The sequence below is a fragment of the Prolixibacter sp. SD074 genome (assembly GCF_009617895.1).
In the GTDB taxonomy this organism is placed as follows: domain Bacteria; phylum Bacteroidota; class Bacteroidia; order Bacteroidales; family Prolixibacteraceae; genus Prolixibacter.
The window spans coordinates 3,349,091-3,371,945 of sequence record NZ_BLAW01000001.1 but is presented as its reverse complement, the minus strand read 5'-3'; the positions used below and the strand labels follow the sequence as shown (position 1 = coordinate 3,371,945).

The window sequence follows — 22,855 nt, the reverse complement described above, 5'->3', positions numbered from 1 at the left end:
CCTTAATATTTTCAATGCGTTAAAGTGAAAATGTTTTACGTATACATTTTGTATTCTCCATCCTCAGATATTTACTATGTCGGTTCAACAGATGATGTGGAGCGAAGACTCGAAGAGCACAATCATCTGTCTGAAAATAGTTTTACCAGCAAACATCGCCCCTGGGACCTTAAAGTTGCCTTTGATGTTAGTCATTCCCGAACGGTCGCCCTCAAGATTGAGAAACATATTAAAAGACAGAAAAGCAGAAAATATATTGAAGACATTATTGAACGAAATTCAATCGAACGGTTGATTACGAAGTTTAGTTCAGTTGGTTAGAGCGGTCCCGATGGACATCGGGATTAATCCGTAGGTCGTAGGTTCTCCCGATGGACATCGGGACTACCTGGGGAGCTGAAAAAGCTGGTCAGAGACGACCGGCTTTTTTTGTACCTTAATATTTTCAATGCGTTAAAGTGAAAATGTTTTACGTATACATTTTGTATTCTCCATCCTCAGATATTTACTATGTCGGTTCAACAGATGATGTGGAGCGAAGACTCGAAGAGCACAATCATCTGTCTGAAAATAGTTTTACCAGCAAACATCGCCCCTGGGACCTTAAAGTTGCCTTTGATGTTAGTCATTCCCGAACGGTCGCCCTCAAGATTGAGAAACATATTAAAAGACAGAAAAGCAGAAAATATATTGAAGACATTATTGAACGAAATTCAATCGAACGGTTGATTACGAAGTTTAGTTCAGTTGGTTAGAGCGGTCCCGATGTCCATCGGGATTAATCCGTAGGCCGTAGGTTCTCCCGATGGACATCGGGACTACCTGGGGAGCTGAAAAAGCTGGTCAGAGACGGCCAGCTTTTTTTATCCACATAACCGATTTTGGAAAAAAAAAGGGTGCTCCATCGGCACCCTTTCTTTTTCTTAATACTATTAACGCTTTATTCCTGCTTATTCACTGCCTCCAAATAAGCGTCGAGATATTGCTTATCCAGTTTGTCGGAATCACCGTATTTCTGGCGCAATTCGGTTAACCGTCCGTGCATCATTTTCTGCACATCGGCATAAGCCGGATCGCCATACACATTGTGCATTTCGTGTGGATCTTTCTCTAAGTCATAGAGCTCCCATTCATCAATATCGTAATAGAAATGCATCAGTTTATACTGGTTGGTCCGTACACCATAATGCCGTTTCACCATGTGAATCGACGGATATTCATAATACGTGTAATAAATCGCGTCGCGCCATTCGGAGCTTTGCCCATCCACCAACTTACGGAATGACATGCCCTGCATATCCTTCGGGACTTTTACCCCCGCATAATCGAGGAACGTCGGGGCAAAATCGAGGTTCTGCACCAGCTGGTCGATCGTTGTTCCGGGCTTAATCTCTTCCGGATAACGCATCAACAGCGGCGTACGGAACGATTCCTCGTACATGAACCGTTTGTCGAACCACCCGTGCTCACCGAGGTACATTCCCTGGTCGGAGGTATACACCACGATAGTATTATCGGCCAGGCCGTTCTTATCAAGGTAGTCAAGCAGCTCGCCTACCGCATCATCTACCGAGGCAATGCACGCCAGGTAATCCTGCAGGTAGCGTTCGTAGCGCCAGTGCGCCAGTTGCCCCTCTGTCATGTTTGGATAGGCTTCCTCGAATGCCTCGTTCATGGGCCGGTACACCGAATCCCAGGCAGCCTTTTGTACCGAATCCATCCGGCCAACGTTGTGCTGAAAGGCATTGCGCCCCCACGTAGTCGGATCTTTCAGCCCCAGCTTATCCATCACACCCGGATAGAGTTTGTCGTCGCCCGACCAGTTCTGATCGCGGTAAACCCGCATCTCTGCAGCATGGGCAGCCGTTCCCCGTCCGCTGTAATCATCATGATAGGTAGCTGGCTCCGGAAACTCTTTCTTCGTGTATTCCTTGTAATACTTTTCTTCCGGCATCCACTCACGGTGCGGCGCCTTTTCGTGGAACAGCAAACAGAATGGCTTGCCGGTATCCCGATGTTTCAGCCAGTCGAGCGCCAAACGGGTCGTAATTTTCGTTACATAGCCCGGAATCCGTTCCTCCTTCCCGTTGATAATAAAATCGGGATTGTAATAATGCCCCTGGCCTGGAAGTACCGCCGAGTAGTCAAAGCCCTGCGGGGTTCCGTCAAGGTGGATTTTCCCCACCAGTGCCGTTTGGTAACCTGATTGCCGCAGCAACTTCGGAAAGCTTTCCTGGTCCCAGTTGAAACGCTGGACATTGTCCACTTTCCCGTTGATGAAACTGTGCTTACCGGTCAGCATCACCGCGCGGCTGGGCGCACAAAGTGAATTGGTAACAAAGGCGTGGGAAAAAATAACCCCTTCGTTTCCAATCCGGTCGATGTTGGGGGTTTTAACCAAGGCCGAACCATACGCGCTGATGGCCTGGTACGCATGATCGTCGCTCATGATGTAGATGATGTTGGGGTGTTGTGGTTTGGGCGCCTTCTGCGTGCAGGCTGTTGCAGCCGCCCCCATTGTCAGCAGGGCGAGTGCGTGTGCCAGGTTGTTGCTCATTTGGAATCTTTTAGGTTTGTGCCGTTCGATTTAATTGTTGCCTTCGCGGCCCGCCGGAAACGGTTTACTATTTCCTCTGAAACCGTTTCCTGATAAACAAATATAACCATCTTCGCTACTGCAAACCTAATGTCACCCGCTTTTTTATCATCGGCGCTTCCCGAAGGGGCCTATCACTGTCCTTTCCGGGACGCACATGCACAACCAACTACCTGACTATGATTTATGGCACCTTTCATCCCCGATATTCCCGTTCTTCCGGGTACGGAATACGGAATGATTGGCGTGGTAATAATAACTGCCGTTACCGACGAGCGCATAAAGCTTTACAACTCCATCTGGGACAAGCTGGTTAAAATTAACACCGCTGCCAAAATCCTTTTCCCCGATGACCCTGCCCGATTGGCAATTTATCAGCTTTACGAAACTTCAGCGGAAGAGGCTGAAAACGAAACGCCGGCCGGCGAGGAAGACACAAACGAATAATTCTTAAGCCATTATTATGCTAAAAGTCCGAATACAGAACCTATCCGGACTTTTTTTATTTAACTGCTACTTTCAGCTTTTCCAAAGTCCCAAACTTTGGAAAAATTAAAAACACGGGCTCAATCCCCTAAAAACTATCGCCAAGAAACGTTTATTAGGGTTTTATTAAATTTTTTAACAAAAGTTAAATAAAGTTAGTCTTATACTTAGCCTCCGAATAATACATCACCTAAAAAAACATTGGAGGATTCTTTTATGTCTACCCGCACTAAATGGTTAAGTTTATCATTAACTCTTCTGTTTCAATTGGTTTTCATCGGAACCTATGCCGCCGGAACCGGCGTCGAATTGTACACCCCTTACACCCGGATATCCGTTCCGCCAGGAGAAACCATCAATTACAACATTGAGGTTATCAACAACACAAGTCAGATTCAAACCATGCCCATTTCGGTGGCAGGAATGCCGCGTGGATGGGACAGCGAATTGAAATCGGGCGGTTGGAAAATCAGCCAGATCTCAGTCCTTCCGGGAAAAACGGAGAAACTGACCCTGAAAGTGGATGTGCCTTTGAAGATTAATAAAGGCAGTTACCATTTTAAAGTACTGGCCGGAGGATACGCTTCGCTTCCGCTGAGTGTGGTGGTTTCGAAACGCGGAACCTATCAAACCGGGTTCACCACCGACCAACCCAACATGAAAGGGAACTCGAAGGCATCGTTTACCTTTAAAGCCAAACTGAAAAACAGTACGGACGACAACCAGCTTTACGCCCTCAAAGCCGACGCGCCCCGCGGCTGGGACGTCACCATCAAAGCCAGCTACAAAGAAGTGGCATCGGTGAACATCGCCCCCAACGCCACCAAAGACATTACCATCCAAATAAAACCACCGACAGGAGTAAAAGCCGGAACTTACCGCATCCCGGTAACGGCTTCCTCGGGAACGACCTCAGCCGAGATTGCCCTCGAAGTTGTGATTACCGGAACATTTAACATGGACCTCACAACGCCCACCGGACTGCTCAGCACCGACATTACCGCAGGCGACCAGAAACAGGTTGAATTCGTGGTACGCAATACCGGCTCGTCCGACCTGAAAAACATCAACTTCGATGTAACGAAACCTACCAACTGGAAAGTTTCGTTCGACCCAAAAACAATTGTCGACCTCCAGGCAGGCCATGCCACCAAAGTAATGGCTACCATCCAGGCTTCCCAAAAAGCCATCGCCGGCGATTATGTCACCAAAATCGAAGCCAAAACTCCCGAAGTCGGTACCAAAGCCGAATTACGTGTAACGGTCAAAACCTCCATGCTATTGGGATGGATTGGCGTTATCATTATCCTCTTAGCGCTCGGAAGCGTATTTTATCTGTTCCGCAAATACGGAAGGAGGTAATGCATGGCTAAAAACATTATTGAGATGGTCGAACTGACCAAAAATTACGGATCGTTCACAGCAGTCAACCGGTTAAACCTTTCGGTGAAAAAAGGCGAGGTGTTTGGTTTGCTCGGGCCCAATGGCGCGGGAAAATCGACCACCATCCTGATGATGCTGGGCCTTACCGAACCCACTTCGGGCTCGGTGAAGGTTTGCGGTATCAATTCCACCGAAAACCCGATTGAGGTGAAACGGCGTGCCGGTTACCTTCCGGAAGATGTGGGCTTCTACCCCGACCTCACCGGGATGGAGAACCTGAAGTACATCGCCCGGCTGAATGGCATACCGGGAAAAGATGTCGATACGAAAGCCCGGGAAATGTTAACCCGTGTCGGACTCGCCGACCAGGCCGGGAAGAAAACCGGAAAATACTCGCGCGGAATGCGGCAACGGCTCGGCCTGGCCGAAGTGCTCATCAAAACGCCCGAAGTCATCATCCTCGACGAGCCAACCTCGGGCATCGACCCGACCGGGATCCGCGAGTTCCTGGAGCTGATTGTGCGGCTGAGCAAGGAAGAGGGCATCACCGTCCTGTTTTCATCGCACAACCTGCACCAGGTGCAGCAGGTTTGCGACCGCGTGGGACTGTTTGTCAGCGGTAAGCTGATTGCCGAAGGTGATATCGAGTCGCTTTCGCGGAAACTGTTTTCCAACGAATCGTTCATTGTGGAAGCGGGGCTTGCTTCTTCCGGAAACGGAAACAATGGAAATGGCCTGGCCGAAAGCCTGAAAACCATTGACGGTGTTACTTCTGTTTCGCAGGAAGAACTAAAATTCTACGTTGGATGTTCGCACGATGCCACGGCTGACATTGCCAGGGAAATTGTCTCATCGGGCGCCGAATTGGCTTACCTGCACAAGAAGGAGTACGGCCTCGATGACATTTATAACCGCTATTTCGAGGGAGGTGAAGTTCATGAGTGATATAGCAAAACAGATAAAACACTCCGGAAAATCGTGGTTCGGCAAGCTGGCCCATTCGCCGGGACTTGCATCACGCCGGGAGGTGGCCATGCATCCCTTCCGGGTGATTGTCGACAAAGAGATATCGGATTTAGTGCGTAGCTGGCGTTTCAAAATTCTGATTGGCATTATCGTGCTGACATGTGTCGGGTCGCTGTACACGGCATTGACCAACATCAGTCACGCGGTCAAACCCGGCGACCCGGACAATGCATTTTTCTTTCTGAAACTGTTCACTATTTCCGACGGAACACTGCCACCGTTCTTTGTTTTCATCAGCTTCCTGGGGCCGCTTTTGGGCATCAGCCTCGGGTTCGACGCCATCAATTCGGAGCAGAACAGGGGAACGCTGAGCCGCGTTATGGCACAACCCATTCACCGCGATTACCTGATCAACGCCAAGTTCATGGCCTCGATAACGGTCATCAGTGTGATGTTCTTTGCACTGGGATTCCTCGTTATGGGGCTTGGCATGGTCATCATCGGTATCCCGCCCACACCCGAAGAGTTTCTCCGCATCGTGTTTTTTATCGTGCTCAGCATTTTCTATGTGGCCTTGTGGCTGAATTTGTCGATCCTGTTTTCGATCCGGTTCCGGCAGGCTGCTACTTCCGCTTTGGCGGGAATTTCGGTCTGGCTCTTCTTCAGCATTTTCTACAACCTGATTGTAAAGCTGATTGCCCGGGCGACCATGCCCCCGGGAATGGCGCCGGAGCGATACGTGGTCGCTCACCGGAATTTCATTCTCGATTTGATGCGCCTGTCACCAAGCCAACTGTTCAGTGAAGCCACCACAACATTATTGATGCCATCGGTGCGCAGCCTTGGACCACTCACCATGGAACAGGTACACGGAACCATACCGGGGCCGCTTCCGTTGGGACAAAGCCTGCTGCTGGTATGGCCGCAGCTGACAGCCATTATCGCCATCACGGTAGTTTGTTTCGCACTTTCATACGTTTTCTTTATGCGAAAAGAAATTCGTTCCAGATAGTTAAGTTCCGCTAGTATCCTCTTCCTGCCGGGAAGAAGATACGCCCCAAGGCAAGTCGTCCGGTCCCGGATCGGGCAGCTTGCCTTTTCTCTTTTCCTGCGAAGTATCCATCACCGTGCATTTCACCACATTTTACCCGTGTACCTCCGTTAAATTTTTATCTTTGAAAACGTAACCAAATTTCAGAGAATCGTGAAGAAAATTATTTTTAGTCTGCTGCTGGCTGCAGGTTTGCTTGGGCAAACAACCGTCAGTACGGCACAAAATGTGCCCCCGGGTGATAACCTGGTCAAGTATGTCAGTCCCCTGCTGGGAACCGAGTCGGATTTCTCGTTGTCGAACGGAAACACTTATCCGGCCATTGCCGTTCCGTGGGGAATGAATTTCTGGACGCCGCAAACCGGGAAAATGGGCGACGGCTGGAGCTACACGTACCAGGCCAAGAAAATCCGGGGCTTCAGGCAAACGCACCAACCAAGTCCGTGGATTAACGATTACGCGGCTTTCTCCATCTTCCCGGAAACGGGAAAAGTGATCATCGACGGGGCCAAACGTGCATCGTGGTTTTCCCACAAGGCGGAAATCGCCCGCCCTGATTATTACCGGGCCTATTTGGCCGACTACGACGTGGTGGCCGAAATCACACCAACCGATCGGGCTGCCCGTTTTCGTTTTACGTTCCCGCAATCCGACTCGTCGCGCGTGCTGATTGACGCCTTCGACATGGGCTCGATGGTGAAGATTATTCCGCAAGAGCGGAAAATCATCGGCTATTGCCGGAATAACCACGGCAGCGTACCGGATAATTTCCACAACTATTTCGTGATTTATTTCGACAAACCGTTTACCGTAGCCGGAACATGGAAAGACAATACGAAGCTTTCGTCGGGCTCAACCGAAGCCGAAGGGAAACATGTGGGCGCTGTTATTACGTTTAAAACGACAAAAGGCGAACAGGTAAACGCCAAAGTAGCTTCGAGTTTCATCAGCCCGGAACAGGCCGAACTGAATCTGAAACGGGAAATTGGTAACGATTCGTTCGACCAGGTAAAAGAAAAAGCCTACCAAACCTGGAACAAACAACTGAACCGCATCCGCGTGGAAGGCGGCACGGTTGACCAGTACCGCACGTTTTACACGGCGCTGTACCGGACCATGTTGTTCCCGCGCAAGTTTTTCGAGCTGAATGCCAACAACGAGATTGTGCATTACAGTCCGTACAACGGAAAAGTAGAGAAAGGCTACATGTTCACCGACAACGGATTCTGGGATACCTTCCGGGCCGTTTTCCCATTCTTCACCCTGATGTTTCCGGAACATGATTCGCAGGTAATGCAGGGCCTGGTCAATACTTACAAAGAAAGTGGCTGGCTACCCGAATGGGCCAGTCCGGGGCACCGTGATTGTATGATTGGTTCCAATTCGGCTTCGATTATCGCGGATGCATACATGAAGGGTATTCGGGGATTCGACATCAACACACTGTATGATGCCATCCTGAAAAACACGAAAGGGGTTGGACCGGTACATTCGGTTGGTCGCTACGGCGCCGATTATTACAACAAACTGGGCTATATTCCTTACAATGTCGGCATCAATGAAAATGCTGCCCGCACACTGGAGTATGCTTACGACGACTGGTGTATCTGGCGCCTTGCCAATGCGCTTGACCGTCCGAAGAAGGAGATAAAGCTGTTTGCTCAGCGGGCCATGAACTATAAAAACGTATTCGACCCGTCGGTGGATTTCATGCGGGGCCGGAACGAAGACGGAACATTCCAGTCGCCTTTCCGTCCCGATAAATGGGGCGATGCCTTTACCGAAGGATGCAGCTGGCATTACACCTGGTCGGTGTTCCAGGACCCGGCCGGTTTGGCAAAACTCTTTGGTAGCCGCGACAAGATGGCCAAACGCCTGGATGAAGTATTCACTACACGGCCAACGTTCGATGATTCGTATTACGGTATTCAGATTCACGAAATCACCGAAATGCTGATTGCCAATATGGGCCAGTATGCACACGGAAACCAGCCCATCCAGCATGCCATTTACCTGTACAACTACCTGGGACAACCGTGGAAAGCGCAAATGCACGTGCGCGATGTGATGGACAAGCTTTACACACCCAATCCCGACGGTTTGTGCGGTGATGAGGACAACGGGCAGACATCGGCGTGGTATGTATTTTCGGCCATTGGATTTTATCCGGTAGCGCCGGGAAGCAACCAGTATGTGCTCGGTTCGCCGCTATTTAAGAAGGTAACCCTGAAACTGGAAAACGGGAACACCTTCACGGTAGTGGCCGATAACAACAATCACAAGAATGTTTACATCGAAAAAGCATCGCTGAATGGCAAAACGTATGATAAAAATTACGTGACCCACGAAGCGATTGAAAAAGGCGGGGAACTCCGATTTGAAATGGGAAATCAGCCCAATAAAACACGGGGGACACAACCTGAATCGTTTCCCTATTCTTTTTCAGATGAGAAATAATATTAGACTTTAGATAAAAAATAAAAAGAGAATGCCGTAACTGACATCCTCTTTTTATTTGCTTTTAAATATCTATTTTCGATCAAATGATCAACATGGCATCTCCATAAGTCCCGAAGCGATATTTCTCTTTAATGGCCACCTGATAGGCATTCATCACCGTATCGTAACCACCGAATGCAGCTACCATCATTAACAAGGTGGAAAGCGGCAGATGAAAATTCGAAACCATCGAATCGGCAACACTAAATTCGTAAGGCGGAAAGATGAACTTGTTCGTCCAACCTTCGAACGGTTTCAAGGTACCCATGGTCGACACCGAGCTTTCGAGTGTCCGCATCACAGTCGTACCTACGGCACAAACCCGGTGCTTCGATTTTTTCGCACCATTCACCTGTTTCGTTGCTTTATCGTTGATCCAAATTTGCTCTGAATCCATTTTGTGCTTGGTCAAATCTTCCACATCGACGCTACGGAAGTTACCCAAACCTACATGCAGTGTAATCTCGGCAAAATCGACACCTTTAATCTCCAGCCGCTTCAGCAATTCACGACTGAAGTGCAGGCCGGCAGTTGGTGCGGCAACAGCTCCTTCGTGCTTGGCAAAGATGGTTTGATACCGTTCGGCATCAGCCTCTTCAACCGGCCGGTCGATGAACTTGGGAAGCGGCGTTTGACCCAAACTGTAAAGGGTCTTTTTAAACTCTTCGTACGGACCGTCGAACAGAAAGCGGAGGGTACGCCCGCGGGAAGTGGTATTGTCAATAACTTCGGCCACCAACAGGTCGTCATCGCCAAAATACAATTTGTTCCCGATACGGATTTTACGTGCCGGGTCAACCAGCACATCCCATAAACGCTGCTCACGGTTCAGTTCGCGAAGCAAAAATACTTCGATTTTCGCGCCTGTCTTCTCTTTATTACCATACAACCTTGCCGGGAAAACCTTGGTATTGTTGAATACCATTACATCTTCATTTTCGAAATAATCGATAATATCTTTGAAAGTTTTATGCTCGATCTCTCCGGTTTCACGATGCAGAACCATCATCCGAGATTCATCACGGTTTGGCGCCGGATGCAATGCAATCAGATTTTCAGGAAGATTGTACTTAAATTTTGATAACTTCATGGAAGATTACAATTTATGTGGAATTTGATGAACCTTTTTCCAGTTCTACTCTTCGGCTATTGCCATATCTTTCAACGATTCGAGGAACTCGTCAATTTGTTTCGCGTTTCCCAGCTTAAAATCACCCACGCGGGTACGCTGTAAGCCGGTCAGGTAAGCCCCGCAGTTCAGTGCCTGACCAATATCCCTCGCCAGCGCCCTGATGTACGTACCTTTTCCGCATACAATGCGAAGTTTGGCTTCGGGCATAGCAAACTGCAATACGTCGATCTCCTTTACAACAAGAATTTTCGGTTTCAGTTCAACCGTTTGTCCTTTCCTCGCCAACTCGTAAGCCCGCTGACCTTCAACTTTTACTGCCGAGTATTCAGGTGGGACCTGTGCTATGGTCCCGATAAACTTCTGCACGGTTTCCCTGAATAATTCTTCCGTAATGTGCCCGGTATCAAACGTGGCATCTTCATTTGTTTCCCGATCGAACGAAGGGGTAGTGGCCCCCAGCTTCAGCGTTGCAATGTACTCCTTCTCCCCCGCCTGCAGCTCTTCAATTCTTTTGGTGGCCTTTCCGGTACATAGCACCATAACTCCCGTTGCCATGGGATCAAGCGTTCCGGCATGCCCCACTTTCAACTTTTTTATATGCATTTTCCGGCAAAGGTTATTCCTGACTTTTTGCACCAAATCGAACGATGTCCATTCGAGTGGTTTATCAAAAACAAGAATTTCTCCCCCCTTAAAATCAAATACTTTCGCCTCTTCAGCCATGTTCGGTTTACTTCACAAAAAACGCCGGACTTAACAATAATTTACTGAATATCAGCCGACAAAAATAGCAATTATCTCAAAAACTGCATAATCGCATGCAAAATAAAGTTATAAATGCGAAATCGCGATACCTTAACGCGCTTTGCCGACAGTTATATCTATTGAAAAAACTTCCGGCAATACCCGTTTACACAAAAGTGTTTTCGGGATATTTACCGGAACCAGCGAAAAAAGGCAGCAACGAACAGCAATAACCCCCGCTTCTGCCTTATAAATATGATTAAGCCTCTTCTTCGGTTTTCGACTTCTTCATGATGGCATAAATTTCAAAAAGAAATCCAAAGAGCGCCACCATGGGAGCGAGTGTTATCCGGCGAAAGCTGAATATCTGGTCGGGATTGAACACGTTGGGATCGTCGCTCTTCCCACCGACCATCAGGACAAATCCCATCATGATGATCAGAAAACCTATGACAAGCAGGCGATAGTTTTGTCGTCCCAAGGCAAAGCCCTGATTCTTTAATTTTTCCGAATTGTTGGCCATTGTATCGAATTTTACTAAAAGGCAAAAGTAATATCAATAAAAAAGTTCATCAAATTTCAACCGTAAAAATTTGTTAACGGCAAAAAAAGTTGATACCCCCGAAATCAGAATACCCAGCACGAACACAAGTCCCAACAGGATGCCCATGGTTTCCATGTTCTGAAAATCAATCACCGCTTTTAATTCTTTCTGGTACGAGAATACCAATCCCAACAACATGATAGAAGCGATAATGGCGCCATAAATGCCATGCAAAACACCTTTCGACATGAAGGGCCTTCGGATAAATCCGCGCGTGGCCCCGATAAGTTGCATGGTATTGATAAGAAACCTCCGGGAGTAGATCGACAACCGAATGGCATTGTTAATGAGCGCCACAAAAATGACCAACATCAGCAGGCTGAGCACGGCAAGCATGACACTTAATTTATTCACGTTCCGGTTGAGCTGTCTCACCAAATTTCGCTGGTAATGCACCTCGTTCACCTCGGGATATTCCAGAAATTTCTTTTCGAGCAAGGCCAGGCTGTCGGGATTGGCATAACTGGCATACACTTTCACATCAATGGACGAAAGCAACGGATTGTATCCCAAAAAGTCGACAAAATCTTCGCCCAGCTCTTTCTTCAGCTCTTTTGCCGCCGTGGCTTTATCAACAAAACGTGTCGATTTGATGTAATCGGTCGCATCGAGTTTTTTCTGAAGACGAATCACATCCACGTCACGTGCATTGTCATTCAAAATCAGGGTTACCCCGATATTTTCCTTTACATAATCGGACAACCGTTTAGCATTCAACAACAACAGTCCCATTAGTCCAAACAGAAAAAGGACTATGGCAATACTCAATGTTGTGGTAAAATACGAACTGAATAATCGCCGTTTAAGTCTTTTGGGCTTTCTTTTTGACATACTCTATCCCCCTGCTCAAAATTATTTTATGCGTTTGCCTGCTTTCTCCGGACGAATTCTCTCACTCCCATACCTAACAACAAAAGAAGGAGAATGGCTGAACTGGCCATCGAAATAGTGTTACCCAAACGATAGGAAACCGGCTGGAATTTGAATTGAATATCATAATCACCTGCAGGCAATACCATTCCTCTTAAAACATAATCGGTGCGGAAATAGGGCACTTTCTTACCATCGATGTAAACATTCCACCCTTTGGGGTAATAAATTTCAGAGAAAACCGCCATCTGATTTCCTTGTCCTTTGTAGTGATAATCTATCTCATTGGGTGAATAGGAAGTTAACTTCAGCTGCGCATTTGGATCATATTGTATCTGAACATTCTTCACTTCCGGTGCAAACCGTTTGTCGATGACTGCCTGGTCAGCCGGATTGATCATATTTAAAGCCGCAATCTCCTGATCGGCATTATTCACCATACGGAAACCTTTTACCAGCCACGCGTCCCCAAGCGCCAATGGGTTTCTAAGTGGCGCGCCATTCGGATTGACAATCACATATCTGGTATTCATCATGTTAATGGAATTCAAGCCCACGAATAACGAATCCATGTCATTGTTGCTTTTCATCGCTTTCAGTCGGCTGCCCAATGTTTGCATTTCGTGCTGAAGATGGTATTCAATCAGTTCCTGGTAACGGCGCATTTTGGCCCCGTGATAACCTCCAATGGATTTAAAATAATACGAGGTAGTGGCATCATTGAAGGTGCTCACCGTCATATTCAGTACCCGGTAATCCGGATCTTTGTCTTTGAGAATTGCTTTATCGGCTGTTGTTTCAGTAAACTGTTGTTTCGCCTGACGAGGGGTCACAAAATTATCCTTGTTCAGGTAACGGCGATCGACGCCCCAGAAATCGACCAGAATAAGAACGCCCATCAGTACCAGGCCATTTCGCCTGGTTATTTTCTTCTCATAGGTTCCCCAAAGCACGGCAGCAAAAAGTACAATAAAAATCAATGACCGAAAGGCATCACTGCGCAGCATGGCTCGCCGATCCTCCTGAAGCGACTCCAGTAACCAACCTGGCAGTTGTGCATCCTGCGGTCCTGTGAAGGTCCCGGCCAGACCGGGAATTAAAGCAAACAGCAGGGAAAATCCGGCTGTGATGCCGAAGGCCCATTTGACAGCGTAGAGCCACTCTTTTTTGCTCACGTCTCCGCTCAACAACTTCTTCAACGCCAAAAATCCGAGCAACGGAATCGTGAAACCGGCAATCACTAAAATCATCGACACGGTCCGGAACTTATTGTAACCGGGAACATGGTCCAGGAAGAAATCGGTCAGCGGCATGAAATTCTTTCCCCAGGCCAGGGTAATCGAGAGAACAGTCGCCACAACCAGCCACCATTTCAGCGGCCCTTTTACCAAAATTAAACCGAGAACGAAGAGGAAACAGATAATGGCCCCGACATAGACCGGCCCGGAAGTAAACGGTTGCGGGCCCCAGTAACCGGGAAGCTGTTTTACAATTTGCCGGGAATTGGGGACATTGTTCTCCCGCAATGTTTGATAGGTCTTCGAGTTCGTATCGAAACCTCCGGTCGACGAGCCTCCGTTGAAATTCGGAATCATCAGGGTAAAGGTCTCGGCCTTTCCGTAACTCCACGCGGTGGCATAATCCTTATCCAACCCGGATGTTTTATTATGCTGATCATTCGTTAATTCCGATTTCCCACGGATGGAAAATTTTCCATACTCATAGGTCGTCCATAAACGGGTCATATTGGCACCAACAGCCAGCAAGGCAAGGAATGCAAGCACCCCGGCCGTTTTGGCAAACGGAACGAGCTGCTTCCTCCGAATAGCCATAACTAATCCGGTAATACCAAACACCAGGACGAGTAATAGCGTGTAATAGGTTATCTGTAAGTGACTGGCAAAGATTTGCAGTCCGAGAAAAATTGCCATAATCAGGCCCCCGCCCCAACGGTTCTTTCGAAAAGCATAGTATAAACCGCCAATAATCGGCGCCATATAACCGATGGCAATGGCCTTACTGTTATGCCCCGCCGCTATGATGATGATGTCGTACGAGGAAAATCCGAAGGCAATGGCCCCAATTATTCCAAGCCATGGATCAACGCCAAATAGCAAGAGAGCAATGTAAAATCCGACAAAATAGAGAAAAAGGAAATAGAACGGATTCAGATTAAAAAGCGTCACTACTTTATGCAATGGCGAGAAAATAGTTTTCGTGATGGGCAGGGCAACCAAATAGGAAGGCATTCCTCCAAACATACTGTTCGTCCATAGAGCCACATCATCGTGCGAACGGTTATAATCCCTGATTTCTTTTGACATTCCCTTGTAGGTGAAATTGTCGTGCTGGGCAAGCTTTTGGCCTTCGATTGCCGGCGAAAAATAAATCAGAGACAGAACAAAAAATAACAGAATTGCGACCACGTAGGGTAATCCTGCTTTACGGGAAATTTTCTTCATCAGTTTTGCGTGTTACCGTTTCACATATACACAAAAGTATATTTTTTTAACAAACGCTCCGTTCAACTCACTTTTATTAAATATTTTTGACATAAATCTAATTTCCGTGGGAATAATCATCAAACAAACCATTCGAGGTTCCATCTGGTCGTACGCCGGCGTTTTGCTCGGTTTTTTGAACCTGGCCATCTTATCTCCCAAAATTTTTTCGGCGGAAGAAATTGGACTGACGCAGGTGCTGATTGCCATATCCACCATTCTGGCGCAGTTCTCCGGACTGGGTTTTCAGGATGTCACCAACCGGTTGTTCCCCTTTTTCCGAAATAATAAACAACATCACAATGGCTATCTATTTCTTGTGATGGCTGTTTCGGCTACCGGGTTTATCCTGGTTTCGATTTTCTTGTACTTCTTCACTCCTTACCTAGTCACGCAAAACCTGAATAAATCACCTTTACTTTCAGAGTATGCTTTTTATATCTGGCCCCTGGTTTTCTTTTTCCTGTTCTTCGCAGTATTCGACAATTACAACAAAGTCCTTTACAATATCGTTCTGGGTACCTTCCTCAAGGATTTCCTGCTAAGATTACTCAACCTTGGCATCATTTTGTTGTACTATTTCGATGTTGTTGATTTTGCCAGATATGTGTTGTTGTTTGTGATTATTCAATCTGTGCCGCCACTGGTTCTTAGTTTATACCTAATCCGTAAAAAGAAATTCAATCTTCGTCCACAGCTCCATTTTATCACGCCGGAACTGAAAAAACAAATTCTGTTGCTCTGCGTTTTCGGAATCATTTCGGGTCTCAGCAGCTTTGCCCTGATCAACATCGACAAGTACATGGTGAATGCCTACATCGATTTGAAAGCTGCCGGAATTTATTCGGTTACCTTCTATTTCGGAACGTTGATTATGATTCCTTCGCGGGTGATGAACAAGGCGGTGGTACCAATCATCTCCGAGTCATGGAAAGCCAACAACATGGCAAAAATCGACGACGTGCTGGTAAAAAGCAGTATCAACCAGTTTCTTTTCGGATTATTACTATTTGCAGGAATTTGGGGAAACCTGCATAATATTTTTCGCATCCTGCCGGAGAATTATGAGAACGGCCAGTGGGTCATCTTTTTTATTAGCATGGCTAATTTGATCACAGTTTCGACCGGTAGCAGTATAATGGTCCTCAACACATCGCACTATTACAGGTTCCAGGCTTATTTTATGTTTCTGCTCATAACGCTCGTCGTGATTTCCAATATCCTGCTAATCCCTGTGCTGGGAATAACGGGTGCAGCATTAGCATCGATGATATCGACACTCATCTATTCAGCGGTTCGTCTGATTTTCCTAAAAATAAAATTTGGACTATGGCCGTGGAAACTACAGCATCTGTCGGGCATTGCTATTGCCGTTATCAGCTACGGTGCCGGAACGCTAATCCCTTCGAACTCTAATCTCTTCGCCGACATTCTTGTTCGCAGTCTGGTTATTCTGGTTGTTTATATTGTGCTGGTTTATTTCCTGAAATTGAGTACCGATTTCAACCACATCATCAATAAACAACTGGGTAAAAGCAGGGAATAGCATTATCTCGAAGCCATCAGTTCCCGGAACCTTTCAATGGCTTGATTAACTCCTTCTTTACCCAAAATCTTTTCCACGAATTCACGGAAGACTCCGTCGCCTCCTTTTTTGCTCAATTCGATAGAAGTATACTCCTTTACGTATTCAGGAGCATCGGAAGGGGCAGCACTGAATCCGGCATCTTTTAACACATCGATATCGTTGATGTCATCGCCAATGTACGCCAAGTCGTCCCATTCGAGATTCAACTTACCTAATAACTCCTCAACAATCCGGCGCTTATTTCTCACCCCTTTGAACAGGTAATCGATTTTCAGCTTTTCGGCCCGACGCTCAACCAAACGAGTATCTTCTCCCGTTACAATACCTACCGGAATATCGAGCATCCGACAAAAAATGATACCAGCACTGTCGCTGGTATTGAATTTCTTCAGCTCATCGCCATTCTCGGTGTAATACATTCCTCCATCGGTCCAAACGCCATCAATATCGGTTAGAATCAGTTTGGGTAGTCGTCGGCTAGCGCACATAGTCAGGGTATATTATTTCATTACCGGAAATATCCTTGGTCAGTGTTTTCCCAATCACCTCGTCTCTTTCGCTCCAGCGAAAACCATCACCAGGTGAAAGAAGATGAATATCCTTTTCCCCTACTATCTCACCAGCCTTCATTGCCCGACGTGTCGCCAGCGAACGTTCGAGTTTATTCTTGGCTCCAATCACCGATTCAGGCACGACAATATCTTCTACTCCCATTGCTTTCTCCATGTTACGGATATCACGAACCATGCGATGAATGCCGTCCGGTGCGAGGGAACCTTCCTGATCAGTTCCTTTCATCTTCCGATCGAGGGTGATATGCTTCTCGATTACCTTGGCTCCCATTGCAACAGCGGCAATCGGTGCTGCTATTCCAATGGTATGGTCGGAGTAACCAATGGTGTATTCAGAATAGTGTTTTTGAAGATAATGAATGGTGCGCAGGTTCACATTCTCATACGCTGTAGGATATTCCGAAACACAGTGCAGAATGGAAATATTGCTGTGGTACCGGGTTATCGTCTCCAGGGCTTCATCAAGCTCTTTCTTGCCCGTCATTCCTGTCGATAAAACAATCGGCAGTTTCGTTTCCGCCATCGCTGCCAACAATGGCAGATTGGTCAAATCGCGCGAAGCCACTTTTAACCGATCCGGCGAAAACAGCTTTAGCAAGCTCATCGCGCCAATGGCACAAATGGTTTCTACAAATTCAAGTCCCGATTGCCTGGCGTATTGATAGATTTCGTAATGCTGCTCATCCGAAAGTTCCAGATGAGCCCGGTGCTCTCCGTAGGTCTTCCCAAAAGAATGCGGAGAATCATAGGGCCGGTTCATCTGCGATTCCGAAAGTTCTTCTGCCAAATCACGTTTAGTCAACTTGATGGCATCAATGGGTTTTAGTGTTGCCTGAAAACGTTCATCAACTACCGGCCGTACAACTGTGTCGATCATTAGCTTGGCAATGTCGACCGAGCCGTTATGGTTTTGTCCGATTTCCCCTATTATGTATGTCATTTTGTATTGGCTTTTATATTCTTTTTCATTCCAGCAAGAAACTCAGGATGATTATCCAGCCAGACAACCAATTCGTCCATCGATTCCCAGTTTTGTTCTATTTTCAGTTGATATAGTTCCTGCATCGTTCTGAAATCCTCCTCTGTATCAACCGTCATACGGATATCGTTGCGATGACGCAGGAAATCAGGCATGTGTAACCAATGTAGCGAAAACATGTCCGGATGTTCGTACACAAAGTTAGTGACATGCTCCAGATACAATGGATCTTTGGTCACAGAAAGGACTTTCTCCAATGCCGAGATGCGAACCATTTCTGCAAAAAATCCAAAGTGCGTCTTCATCGCCGGATGGCCAAATCCATCCCGGTGACAGACATAGTCCAAACTATCTTCCCATGCACTTCCCAGCTCTTTCATATACGAAACCGAAAGAAATGGATTATCGGCACAAACACGGTAAACGACGTCATAATCTTCCGTCCGTGCAGCTTTCACAAATCGGTTGAGTACATTTTCTTCGCTACCGCGAAAACAAGAAACCTTTTCTTTTTGACAAAGCTGTTCCACTTCATCATCGATCTCGTGTGTTGTGGTAGCAACAATCAACGGCAATTCCAGCTTTTTCACTTCACGAATAAGAATCTCCAGAATTCCTTTTTCCTGAAAAAAGGGTTTGACGATCTTATTCGGCAACCTTTGCGAGCCTTTCCGGGCTTGTATAATGACGGCTGTTTTCATTTCAGGATTCTTCACTCTGCATTATTCAATATCTGAGAAACTGCTTCCTCCATCTTTTCCGCGGCATTCGATACAAAATAATAATTCAAATCGACTGTAGTCTGCTCACCTGAAAGCTGCTTTTCCAAAGCGTCGCTTAATTCATCGGTATTGTAAACCCCAACTGCTCCGCCTTTTCCGATTAGGTCGTCCATGTATCCTGCACCATAAAGCTTGGAAAGCACAACGGGTTGCAAACCAAAAGCCAGTGCTTCGAAAAGTGATGTGCTGTAAACTCCGACCACTGCTGATGCCTTTCGCAACTCCTCATATAAATCACTTTTGTATTCTACCGTGATATTCATTCCATTAAAATAGCTCCTGTAATCCTGAGCCTTAGCAATCTCAGACGGATGCAATTTAAAAACAACTGACCACTCGGGATGTTTTAACGAAAGCTCCCTTGCATATGTTCGAATCTGTTCCCCGATGGTCGCCTGCGAAATGAATAAGACATCATATTGATTTTCTCCGGAAAGGTCGCCAACATTTTTTTCCATGAAAGGAAAACCTGTAACATAACAGTTTTCCTTCGGAATAGGAACAGCCGATGTATCTCGCCAGAAATTTCCCCATATTAACTCAAACCGGGGAAAGAAGTTGTATTCACCGGAAGGATAATTATATCCAATGTGACGGCTCCCCATCGTTCCATGTTGAATCTCGATAGTTATAATTCCAATTTCATTGGCAGCTTGAATTAACGGCATATTTTCCGTTGAATAGGCATTGACCACCACCACCGAATGAGGTTTCTTTTCCTGTAAAAACTTTTTCCAGTAATTCCTGAAAAAGCGATAATACAAAAAGCGTTTGTATATAAAGCGTGCGTAATATTCTTTCTTATCAGCTATATCAAATGTTTCGCAAAACCGTTCCGCCAACTCGTTACTCTGCTGTTCCGCTATAGAATTTTTCTGCCTTGATCCCTTTATTTCCTGCCATTTCCCGGCAAAGAGCAAACGGTCTGTATAAAAGGTTGACGATTCGAAATGGGAAGGTTCCAAGTGCGGGGTATCTCCAAACAGCAATGGAGGTTCAATGGTTGCAATCCTCAATTTTGATTGGCTGGTCCACAGGTAGGAATATTTACAACCATACTGTTCTCCAAAGAGCACTTTTCGCGGCTGATTGACCAGCAATACATCCACCCCTTCAGGAAATTTTCCCGGATGCCGAAACATTTTTCCGGACCGGATCATCGACCAGGCTCTCTTCAGCTGACGCTTAATGAGGACCAGTTTACTGGTCGAAACCCCCATTTCCCGTCCGATAAAACCTTTAGCATTCAGCAAATCATGGTAAACAGCAAACCGACAATTAGCCCACAATGGGATTCCATCGACCTGATACTTTTCAAGCAATTTCATTTCATCCTCGAAGGCCAAGAATTGTCTGAATAGTTGATCGGTTTGTGCAATATTATCCATGCGAAAAGTTTGCGCGGAATTTATTTCTGAAACGGATGCTTTGTCAACTCTTTGGCGGCAAACGGATGGTAATCACCTTTCAGGCCAATGGGTGTTTGCTCCCTGATTTGGTGTACCGTTTCAATAGCCTGGCGGGCATCCGTAATCGTGTAGCCGTTCCCTTTCAGGATTTCCTCGTAACTGCGGGTATGCAAATCGGTGAAACCAGCGCTAAATTCCAGTTCCTCACCTTCGATGGTAATCGAACGATAGGTGCGCTGTCCCTTCGCTTTAATGGCCTCGGGCAAGGTTTCCTCGTTGATGCTGAGGAACCACCGAACACGCGCCCTTTTTAGCTGCAGAAAACCGGCAGCCCGGTCGTGGGTGTGGATGTGAACGGTATTTTGCTCAATATCGCCGAAAATCCAGGCCAGCATGTCAAAAAAGTGCACACCGATATTGGTCGCAATTCCACCTGATTTGGTCACATCGCCTTTCCAGGAAGTGTAGTACCAGTAACCACGTGAGGTTATGTAGGTGAGGTCGATGTCAAATATTTTGTCCTTCGGCGCCTCTTCCACCCGTTTCTTCAAACCGATGATGGTCTGGTGCAGACGCAGCTGCAGGATGGTGTTAATTTTCTTTCCGGTCTCTTCCGATAACCGTTCCAATGCATCGATGTTCCAGGGGTTCAATACCAGCGGTTTTTCGCAAATAGCGTCTGCACCACGGCGCAGAGCAACCCGGATGTGTGCATCGTGCAGGTAATTGGGCGAAGCGATACTGATGTAATCGAGCGGGACTTGCTCCTCGTATTTCAATTTCTCCAGGTACCGGTCGAAACGCTCGAACTCCACAAAAAACCGGGCCGACGGGAAATAACTGTCCATTATTCCCACACCGTCATACGGGTCGTATGCAGCCAGCAAATGGTTGCCGGTATCCTTAATCGCTTTCATGTGCCTTGGAGCAATGTAACCAGCTGCTCCTATCAGTGCAAAATTCTTCATCTCAAATTCGTTTTACCTGGTTATTATCCAGACTGTATTTTTGACCACTTTCAGGACAGACAGCCTCTCCTGTTTCCGAAAACTCCAACCGATGGCCATATTCACTCACCCAACCAACCTGACGTCCCGGGTTTCCAACGATCAACGCAAAAGGCGCCACATTTTTTGTCACAACTGCACCAGCACCGATTAGCGCAAATTCACCGATTTCGATGCCGCAAATGATCGTTGCATTCGCGCCGATGGAAGCACCTTTTCGTACCAGCGTTTGCCGGAATTCTTCCTTGCGGTTGATGAAACTGCGCGGGTTGACGACATTGGTGAAAACCATGGAAGGCCCGAGAAAAACATCGTCCTCACAAATGACGCCGGTGTACACCGAAACGTTGTTCTGCACCTTTACATTATTGCCCAGCACCACATTGGGTGAAATGACAACATTCTGCCCGAGATTGCAATTCTTACCCAATGCTGAATTAGACATCACATGGCTGAAATGCCAGATTTTCGTCCCCTCACCGATGACACAATCATCATCGATAACGGCGGTTGAATGTGCAAAATAGTTGGCCATTTTATTGTATGATTTCTTTCAACTTCAAAACAATCTGCTCTTGCTCACCGCGCTGCAACTCGGTATGGATCGGCAGCGCCAATACCTGGTTACAAAGTTTTTCCGCTACCGGAAAATCTCCTTCGCGGTAGCCCAGGTAAGCAAATGCTTTCTGCAAATGCAATGGCGACGGGTAGTAAACCATCGACGGTATACCTGCTTCCTTCAATGCCTCTTTTACTTCATCACGCGGTTTTCCGGTTACCCGGATAACATATTGATGAAAAACATGCGTCGAAAAATTGCTACGTGAAGGAATTACGATTCCTTTTATGTTACCAAGCAACTCATCGTATACCGCTGCGGCTTCCTGCCGGAAACGGTTCCATTCATCCATCCTTTTCAGCTTCACCCGAAGAATCGCCGCCTGCACAGTGTCGAGGCGCGAATTCAACCCGATTCTTTCAAAGGTATATTTTTCCCCCTGACCGTGGCGCGCAATCATCCGGGAAACCGTTGCCAACTCTTGATTATTGGTAAAAATGGCGCCTCCATCACCATAACATCCCAATGTCTTGGTCGGGAAAAATGATGTGGTTCCGATATTGCCCATAACGCCGGCTTTGTGCTGCGTCCCATCCGGGAACGTATAAACCGCTCCCAATGCCTGGGCATTGTCTTCAATTACTTTCAGCTGATGTTTACGCGCCAGCGAAAGAACCGGTTCCATGTCGGCTGATTGCCCGAACAGGTGCACAACAACAATCGCCTTGGTTTTTGATGTGATAACCTTTTCTAACTGGTTGACATTGATATTGTACGTATCGGGGTGTACATCGGCGAAAACCGGCTTTAAGCGTAGCAACGCAGCTGCTTCGGCGGAAGCCACGTAATTGAACGCCGGCATAATAACCTCATCACCCGGCTCCAAACCGAGTGCCATGTAGGCCACTTGCAACGCTTCGGTGCCATTGGCACAGGGAATAACAAATTTGCTTCCCATATATTCAGCTAATTCACCAGCAAATTCTTTAACCGGTTGCCCATTTATGAAAGCAGAGGAATCGATTACATTCTGTATGGCCTGATCAATTTCGGGCTTCATTTTCAGGTATTGCCCGTGCAAATCGACCATTTGTATTGATTTGCCCATTTTAATTATTGACTTTCAA

At 46.8% G+C, this 22,855-nt stretch carries 21 protein-coding genes; 8 read left to right on the top strand and 13 right to left on the bottom strand.

From position 1 onward, the window contains the following. The first annotated feature begins 30 nt into the window (after nucleotides 1-30). Both GJU82_RS14470 and GJU82_RS14465 read left to right on the top strand, forming a co-directional pair. Nucleotides 31-321 carry a GIY-YIG nuclease family protein gene (locus tag GJU82_RS14470; RefSeq protein ID WP_153632799.1) on the top strand — a complete coding sequence of 97 codons (291 nt, stop codon included), beginning with the start codon at nucleotides 31-33 and terminating at the stop codon, nucleotides 319-321. A gap of 143 nt (nucleotides 322-464) precedes the next feature. Next, nucleotides 465-755 (top strand): GIY-YIG nuclease family protein, encoded by a 291-nt coding sequence (locus tag GJU82_RS14465; RefSeq protein WP_153632799.1) that lies wholly within the window; start codon nucleotides 465-467, stop codon nucleotides 753-755. Nucleotides 756-940: 185 nt separating this feature from the next. On the opposite strand, the gene GJU82_RS14460 is transcribed toward GJU82_RS14465, so the two are convergent. After that, a complete protein-coding gene (locus tag GJU82_RS14460; RefSeq protein ID WP_153632798.1) occupies nucleotides 941-2,557 on the bottom strand; it encodes a sulfatase in 1,617 nt (538 codons plus the stop codon). 225 nt (nucleotides 2,558-2,782) lie between these two features. On the opposite strand from GJU82_RS14460, the gene GJU82_RS14455 reads away from it, so the two are divergent. The 5 genes from GJU82_RS14455 to GJU82_RS14435 all read left to right on the top strand — a co-directional run bounded on the left by GJU82_RS14455 (nucleotide 2,783) and on the right by GJU82_RS14435 (nucleotide 8,939). Continuing rightward, nucleotides 2,783-3,043 carry a hypothetical protein gene (locus GJU82_RS14455; RefSeq protein ID WP_153632797.1) on the top strand — a complete coding sequence of 87 codons (261 nt, stop codon included), beginning with the start codon at nucleotides 2,783-2,785 and terminating at the stop codon, nucleotides 3,041-3,043. 255 nt (nucleotides 3,044-3,298) lie between these two features. After that, on the top strand, nucleotides 3,299-4,444 hold the full coding sequence (locus tag GJU82_RS14450; RefSeq protein WP_153632796.1) for an NEW3 domain-containing protein: 1,146 nt from the start codon (nucleotides 3,299-3,301) through the stop codon (nucleotides 4,442-4,444). Nucleotides 4,445-4,447: 3 nt separating this feature from the next. Next, a complete protein-coding gene (locus tag GJU82_RS14445; protein WP_153632795.1) occupies nucleotides 4,448-5,410 on the top strand; it encodes an ABC transporter ATP-binding protein in 963 nt (320 codons plus the stop codon). Beyond that, entirely contained in the window at nucleotides 5,364-6,443 is a 1,080-nt protein-coding gene (locus GJU82_RS14440; protein ID WP_228488713.1) for an ABC transporter permease, read from the top strand. The genes GJU82_RS14445 and GJU82_RS14440 overlap by 47 nt, the downstream gene beginning before the upstream one ends. A gap of 192 nt (nucleotides 6,444-6,635) precedes the next feature. Beyond that, on the top strand, nucleotides 6,636-8,939 hold the full coding sequence (locus GJU82_RS14435) for a GH92 family glycosyl hydrolase (protein WP_153632794.1): 2,304 nt from the start codon (nucleotides 6,636-6,638) through the stop codon (nucleotides 8,937-8,939). An 82-nt stretch (nucleotides 8,940-9,021) separates the two neighbouring features. Here the strand turns inward: GJU82_RS14435 and queA are convergent, their stop codons facing one another. The 5 genes from queA to GJU82_RS14410 form a co-directional block, all read right to left on the bottom strand. Beyond that, nucleotides 9,022-10,071 carry a tRNA preQ1(34) S-adenosylmethionine ribosyltransferase-isomerase QueA gene (gene queA / locus GJU82_RS14430; RefSeq protein WP_153632793.1) on the bottom strand — a complete coding sequence of 350 codons (1,050 nt, stop codon included), beginning with the start codon at nucleotides 10,069-10,071 and terminating at the stop codon, nucleotides 9,022-9,024. Between the two features lie 45 nt (nucleotides 10,072-10,116). Continuing rightward, nucleotides 10,117-10,836, bottom strand: coding sequence for a tRNA pseudouridine(55) synthase TruB (truB, locus tag GJU82_RS14425; RefSeq protein WP_153632792.1), 720 nt, complete (start codon nucleotides 10,834-10,836; stop codon nucleotides 10,117-10,119). A gap of 280 nt (nucleotides 10,837-11,116) precedes the next feature. Beyond that, nucleotides 11,117-11,380, bottom strand: a complete 264-nt coding sequence (locus GJU82_RS14420) for a DUF3098 domain-containing protein (RefSeq protein WP_153632791.1) — start codon at nucleotides 11,378-11,380, stop codon at nucleotides 11,117-11,119. 33 nt (nucleotides 11,381-11,413) lie between these two features. Beyond that, nucleotides 11,414-12,292, bottom strand: coding sequence for an ABC transporter permease (locus GJU82_RS14415; RefSeq protein WP_153632790.1), 879 nt, complete (start codon nucleotides 12,290-12,292; stop codon nucleotides 11,414-11,416). A gap of 26 nt (nucleotides 12,293-12,318) precedes the next feature. Further along, nucleotides 12,319-14,793, bottom strand: a complete 2,475-nt coding sequence (locus GJU82_RS14410) for a YfhO family protein (RefSeq protein ID WP_153632789.1) — start codon at nucleotides 14,791-14,793, stop codon at nucleotides 12,319-12,321. Nucleotides 14,794-14,899: 106 nt separating this feature from the next. Between GJU82_RS14410 and GJU82_RS14405 the strand changes: the two genes are divergently transcribed. Beyond that, a complete protein-coding gene (locus GJU82_RS14405; protein WP_153632788.1) occupies nucleotides 14,900-16,378 on the top strand; it encodes a lipopolysaccharide biosynthesis protein in 1,479 nt (492 codons plus the stop codon). 2 nt (nucleotides 16,379-16,380) lie between these two features. On the opposite strand, the gene GJU82_RS14400 is transcribed toward GJU82_RS14405, so the two are convergent. The 7 genes from GJU82_RS14400 to GJU82_RS14370 are packed head-to-tail and all read right to left on the bottom strand — an operon-like array spanning nucleotide 16,381 to nucleotide 22,836. Then, complete coding sequence (locus GJU82_RS14400) at nucleotides 16,381-16,908, bottom strand: HAD family hydrolase (RefSeq protein ID WP_153632787.1); 528 nt, start codon at nucleotides 16,906-16,908, stop codon at nucleotides 16,381-16,383. Beyond that, nucleotides 16,898-17,932: an N-acetylneuraminate synthase family protein gene (locus GJU82_RS14395; protein ID WP_153632786.1), complete on the bottom strand. Its 1,035-nt coding sequence runs from the start codon at nucleotides 17,930-17,932 to the stop codon at nucleotides 16,898-16,900. The genes GJU82_RS14400 and GJU82_RS14395 overlap by 11 nt, the downstream gene beginning before the upstream one ends. Next, complete coding sequence (locus GJU82_RS14390; RefSeq protein WP_153632785.1) at nucleotides 17,929-18,687, bottom strand: cytidylyltransferase domain-containing protein; 759 nt, start codon at nucleotides 18,685-18,687, stop codon at nucleotides 17,929-17,931. Before GJU82_RS14390 ends, GJU82_RS14395 begins: the two co-directional genes overlap by 4 nt. After that, complete coding sequence (locus GJU82_RS14385) at nucleotides 18,684-20,141, bottom strand: hypothetical protein (protein WP_153632784.1); 1,458 nt, start codon at nucleotides 20,139-20,141, stop codon at nucleotides 18,684-18,686. Before GJU82_RS14385 ends, GJU82_RS14390 begins: the two co-directional genes overlap by 4 nt. A gap of 20 nt (nucleotides 20,142-20,161) precedes the next feature. Further along, nucleotides 20,162-21,130, bottom strand: a complete 969-nt coding sequence (locus tag GJU82_RS14380) for a Gfo/Idh/MocA family protein (RefSeq protein ID WP_153632783.1) — start codon at nucleotides 21,128-21,130, stop codon at nucleotides 20,162-20,164. A 1-nt stretch (nucleotide 21,131) separates the two neighbouring features. Further along, the gene (locus tag GJU82_RS14375) at nucleotides 21,132-21,704 is read right to left on the bottom strand and encodes an acyltransferase (RefSeq protein WP_153632782.1); all 573 of its coding nucleotides are present in this window, start codon (nucleotides 21,702-21,704) and stop codon (nucleotides 21,132-21,134) included. Between the two features lies 1 nt (nucleotide 21,705). Next, nucleotides 21,706-22,836 carry a DegT/DnrJ/EryC1/StrS aminotransferase family protein gene (locus tag GJU82_RS14370; RefSeq protein WP_153632781.1) on the bottom strand — a complete coding sequence of 377 codons (1,131 nt, stop codon included), beginning with the start codon at nucleotides 22,834-22,836 and terminating at the stop codon, nucleotides 21,706-21,708. Nucleotides 22,837-22,855 lie beyond the last annotated feature (19 nt).

Coding starts and splice junctions, on each gene's coding strand:
- GJU82_RS14400 (WP_153632787.1), bottom strand. CDS start 16,908: ATGTGCGCTAGCCGACGACTACCCAAACTGATTCTAACCGATATTGAT.
- truB (WP_153632792.1), bottom strand. CDS start 10,836: ATGGCTGAAGAGGCGAAAGTATTTGATTTTAAGGGGGGAGAAATTCTT.
- GJU82_RS14465 (WP_153632799.1), top strand. CDS start 465: ATGTTTTACGTATACATTTTGTATTCTCCATCCTCAGATATTTACTAT.
- GJU82_RS14370 (WP_153632781.1), bottom strand. CDS start 22,836: ATGGGCAAATCAATACAAATGGTCGATTTGCACGGGCAATACCTGAAA.
- GJU82_RS14380 (WP_153632783.1), bottom strand. CDS start 21,130: ATGAAGAATTTTGCACTGATAGGAGCAGCTGGTTACATTGCTCCAAGG.
- GJU82_RS14440 (WP_228488713.1), top strand. CDS start 5,364: ATGACATTTATAACCGCTATTTCGAGGGAGGTGAAGTTCATGAGTGAT.
- GJU82_RS14410 (WP_153632789.1), bottom strand. CDS start 14,793: ATGAAGAAAATTTCCCGTAAAGCAGGATTACCCTACGTGGTCGCAATT.
- GJU82_RS14385 (WP_153632784.1), bottom strand. CDS start 20,141: ATGGATAATATTGCACAAACCGATCAACTATTCAGACAATTCTTGGCC.
- GJU82_RS14445 (WP_153632795.1), top strand. CDS start 4,448: ATGGCTAAAAACATTATTGAGATGGTCGAACTGACCAAAAATTACGGA.
- queA (WP_153632793.1), bottom strand. CDS start 10,071: ATGAAGTTATCAAAATTTAAGTACAATCTTCCTGAAAATCTGATTGCA.
- GJU82_RS14455 (WP_153632797.1), top strand. CDS start 2,783: ATGGCACCTTTCATCCCCGATATTCCCGTTCTTCCGGGTACGGAATAC.
- GJU82_RS14460 (WP_153632798.1), bottom strand. CDS start 2,557: ATGAGCAACAACCTGGCACACGCACTCGCCCTGCTGACAATGGGGGCG.
- GJU82_RS14470 (WP_153632799.1), top strand. CDS start 31: ATGTTTTACGTATACATTTTGTATTCTCCATCCTCAGATATTTACTAT.
- GJU82_RS14395 (WP_153632786.1), bottom strand. CDS start 17,932: ATGACATACATAATAGGGGAAATCGGACAAAACCATAACGGCTCGGTC.
- GJU82_RS14415 (WP_153632790.1), bottom strand. CDS start 12,292: ATGTCAAAAAGAAAGCCCAAAAGACTTAAACGGCGATTATTCAGTTCG.
- GJU82_RS14420 (WP_153632791.1), bottom strand. CDS start 11,380: ATGGCCAACAATTCGGAAAAATTAAAGAATCAGGGCTTTGCCTTGGGA.
- GJU82_RS14450 (WP_153632796.1), top strand. CDS start 3,299: ATGTCTACCCGCACTAAATGGTTAAGTTTATCATTAACTCTTCTGTTT.
- GJU82_RS14375 (WP_153632782.1), bottom strand. CDS start 21,704: ATGGCCAACTATTTTGCACATTCAACCGCCGTTATCGATGATGATTGT.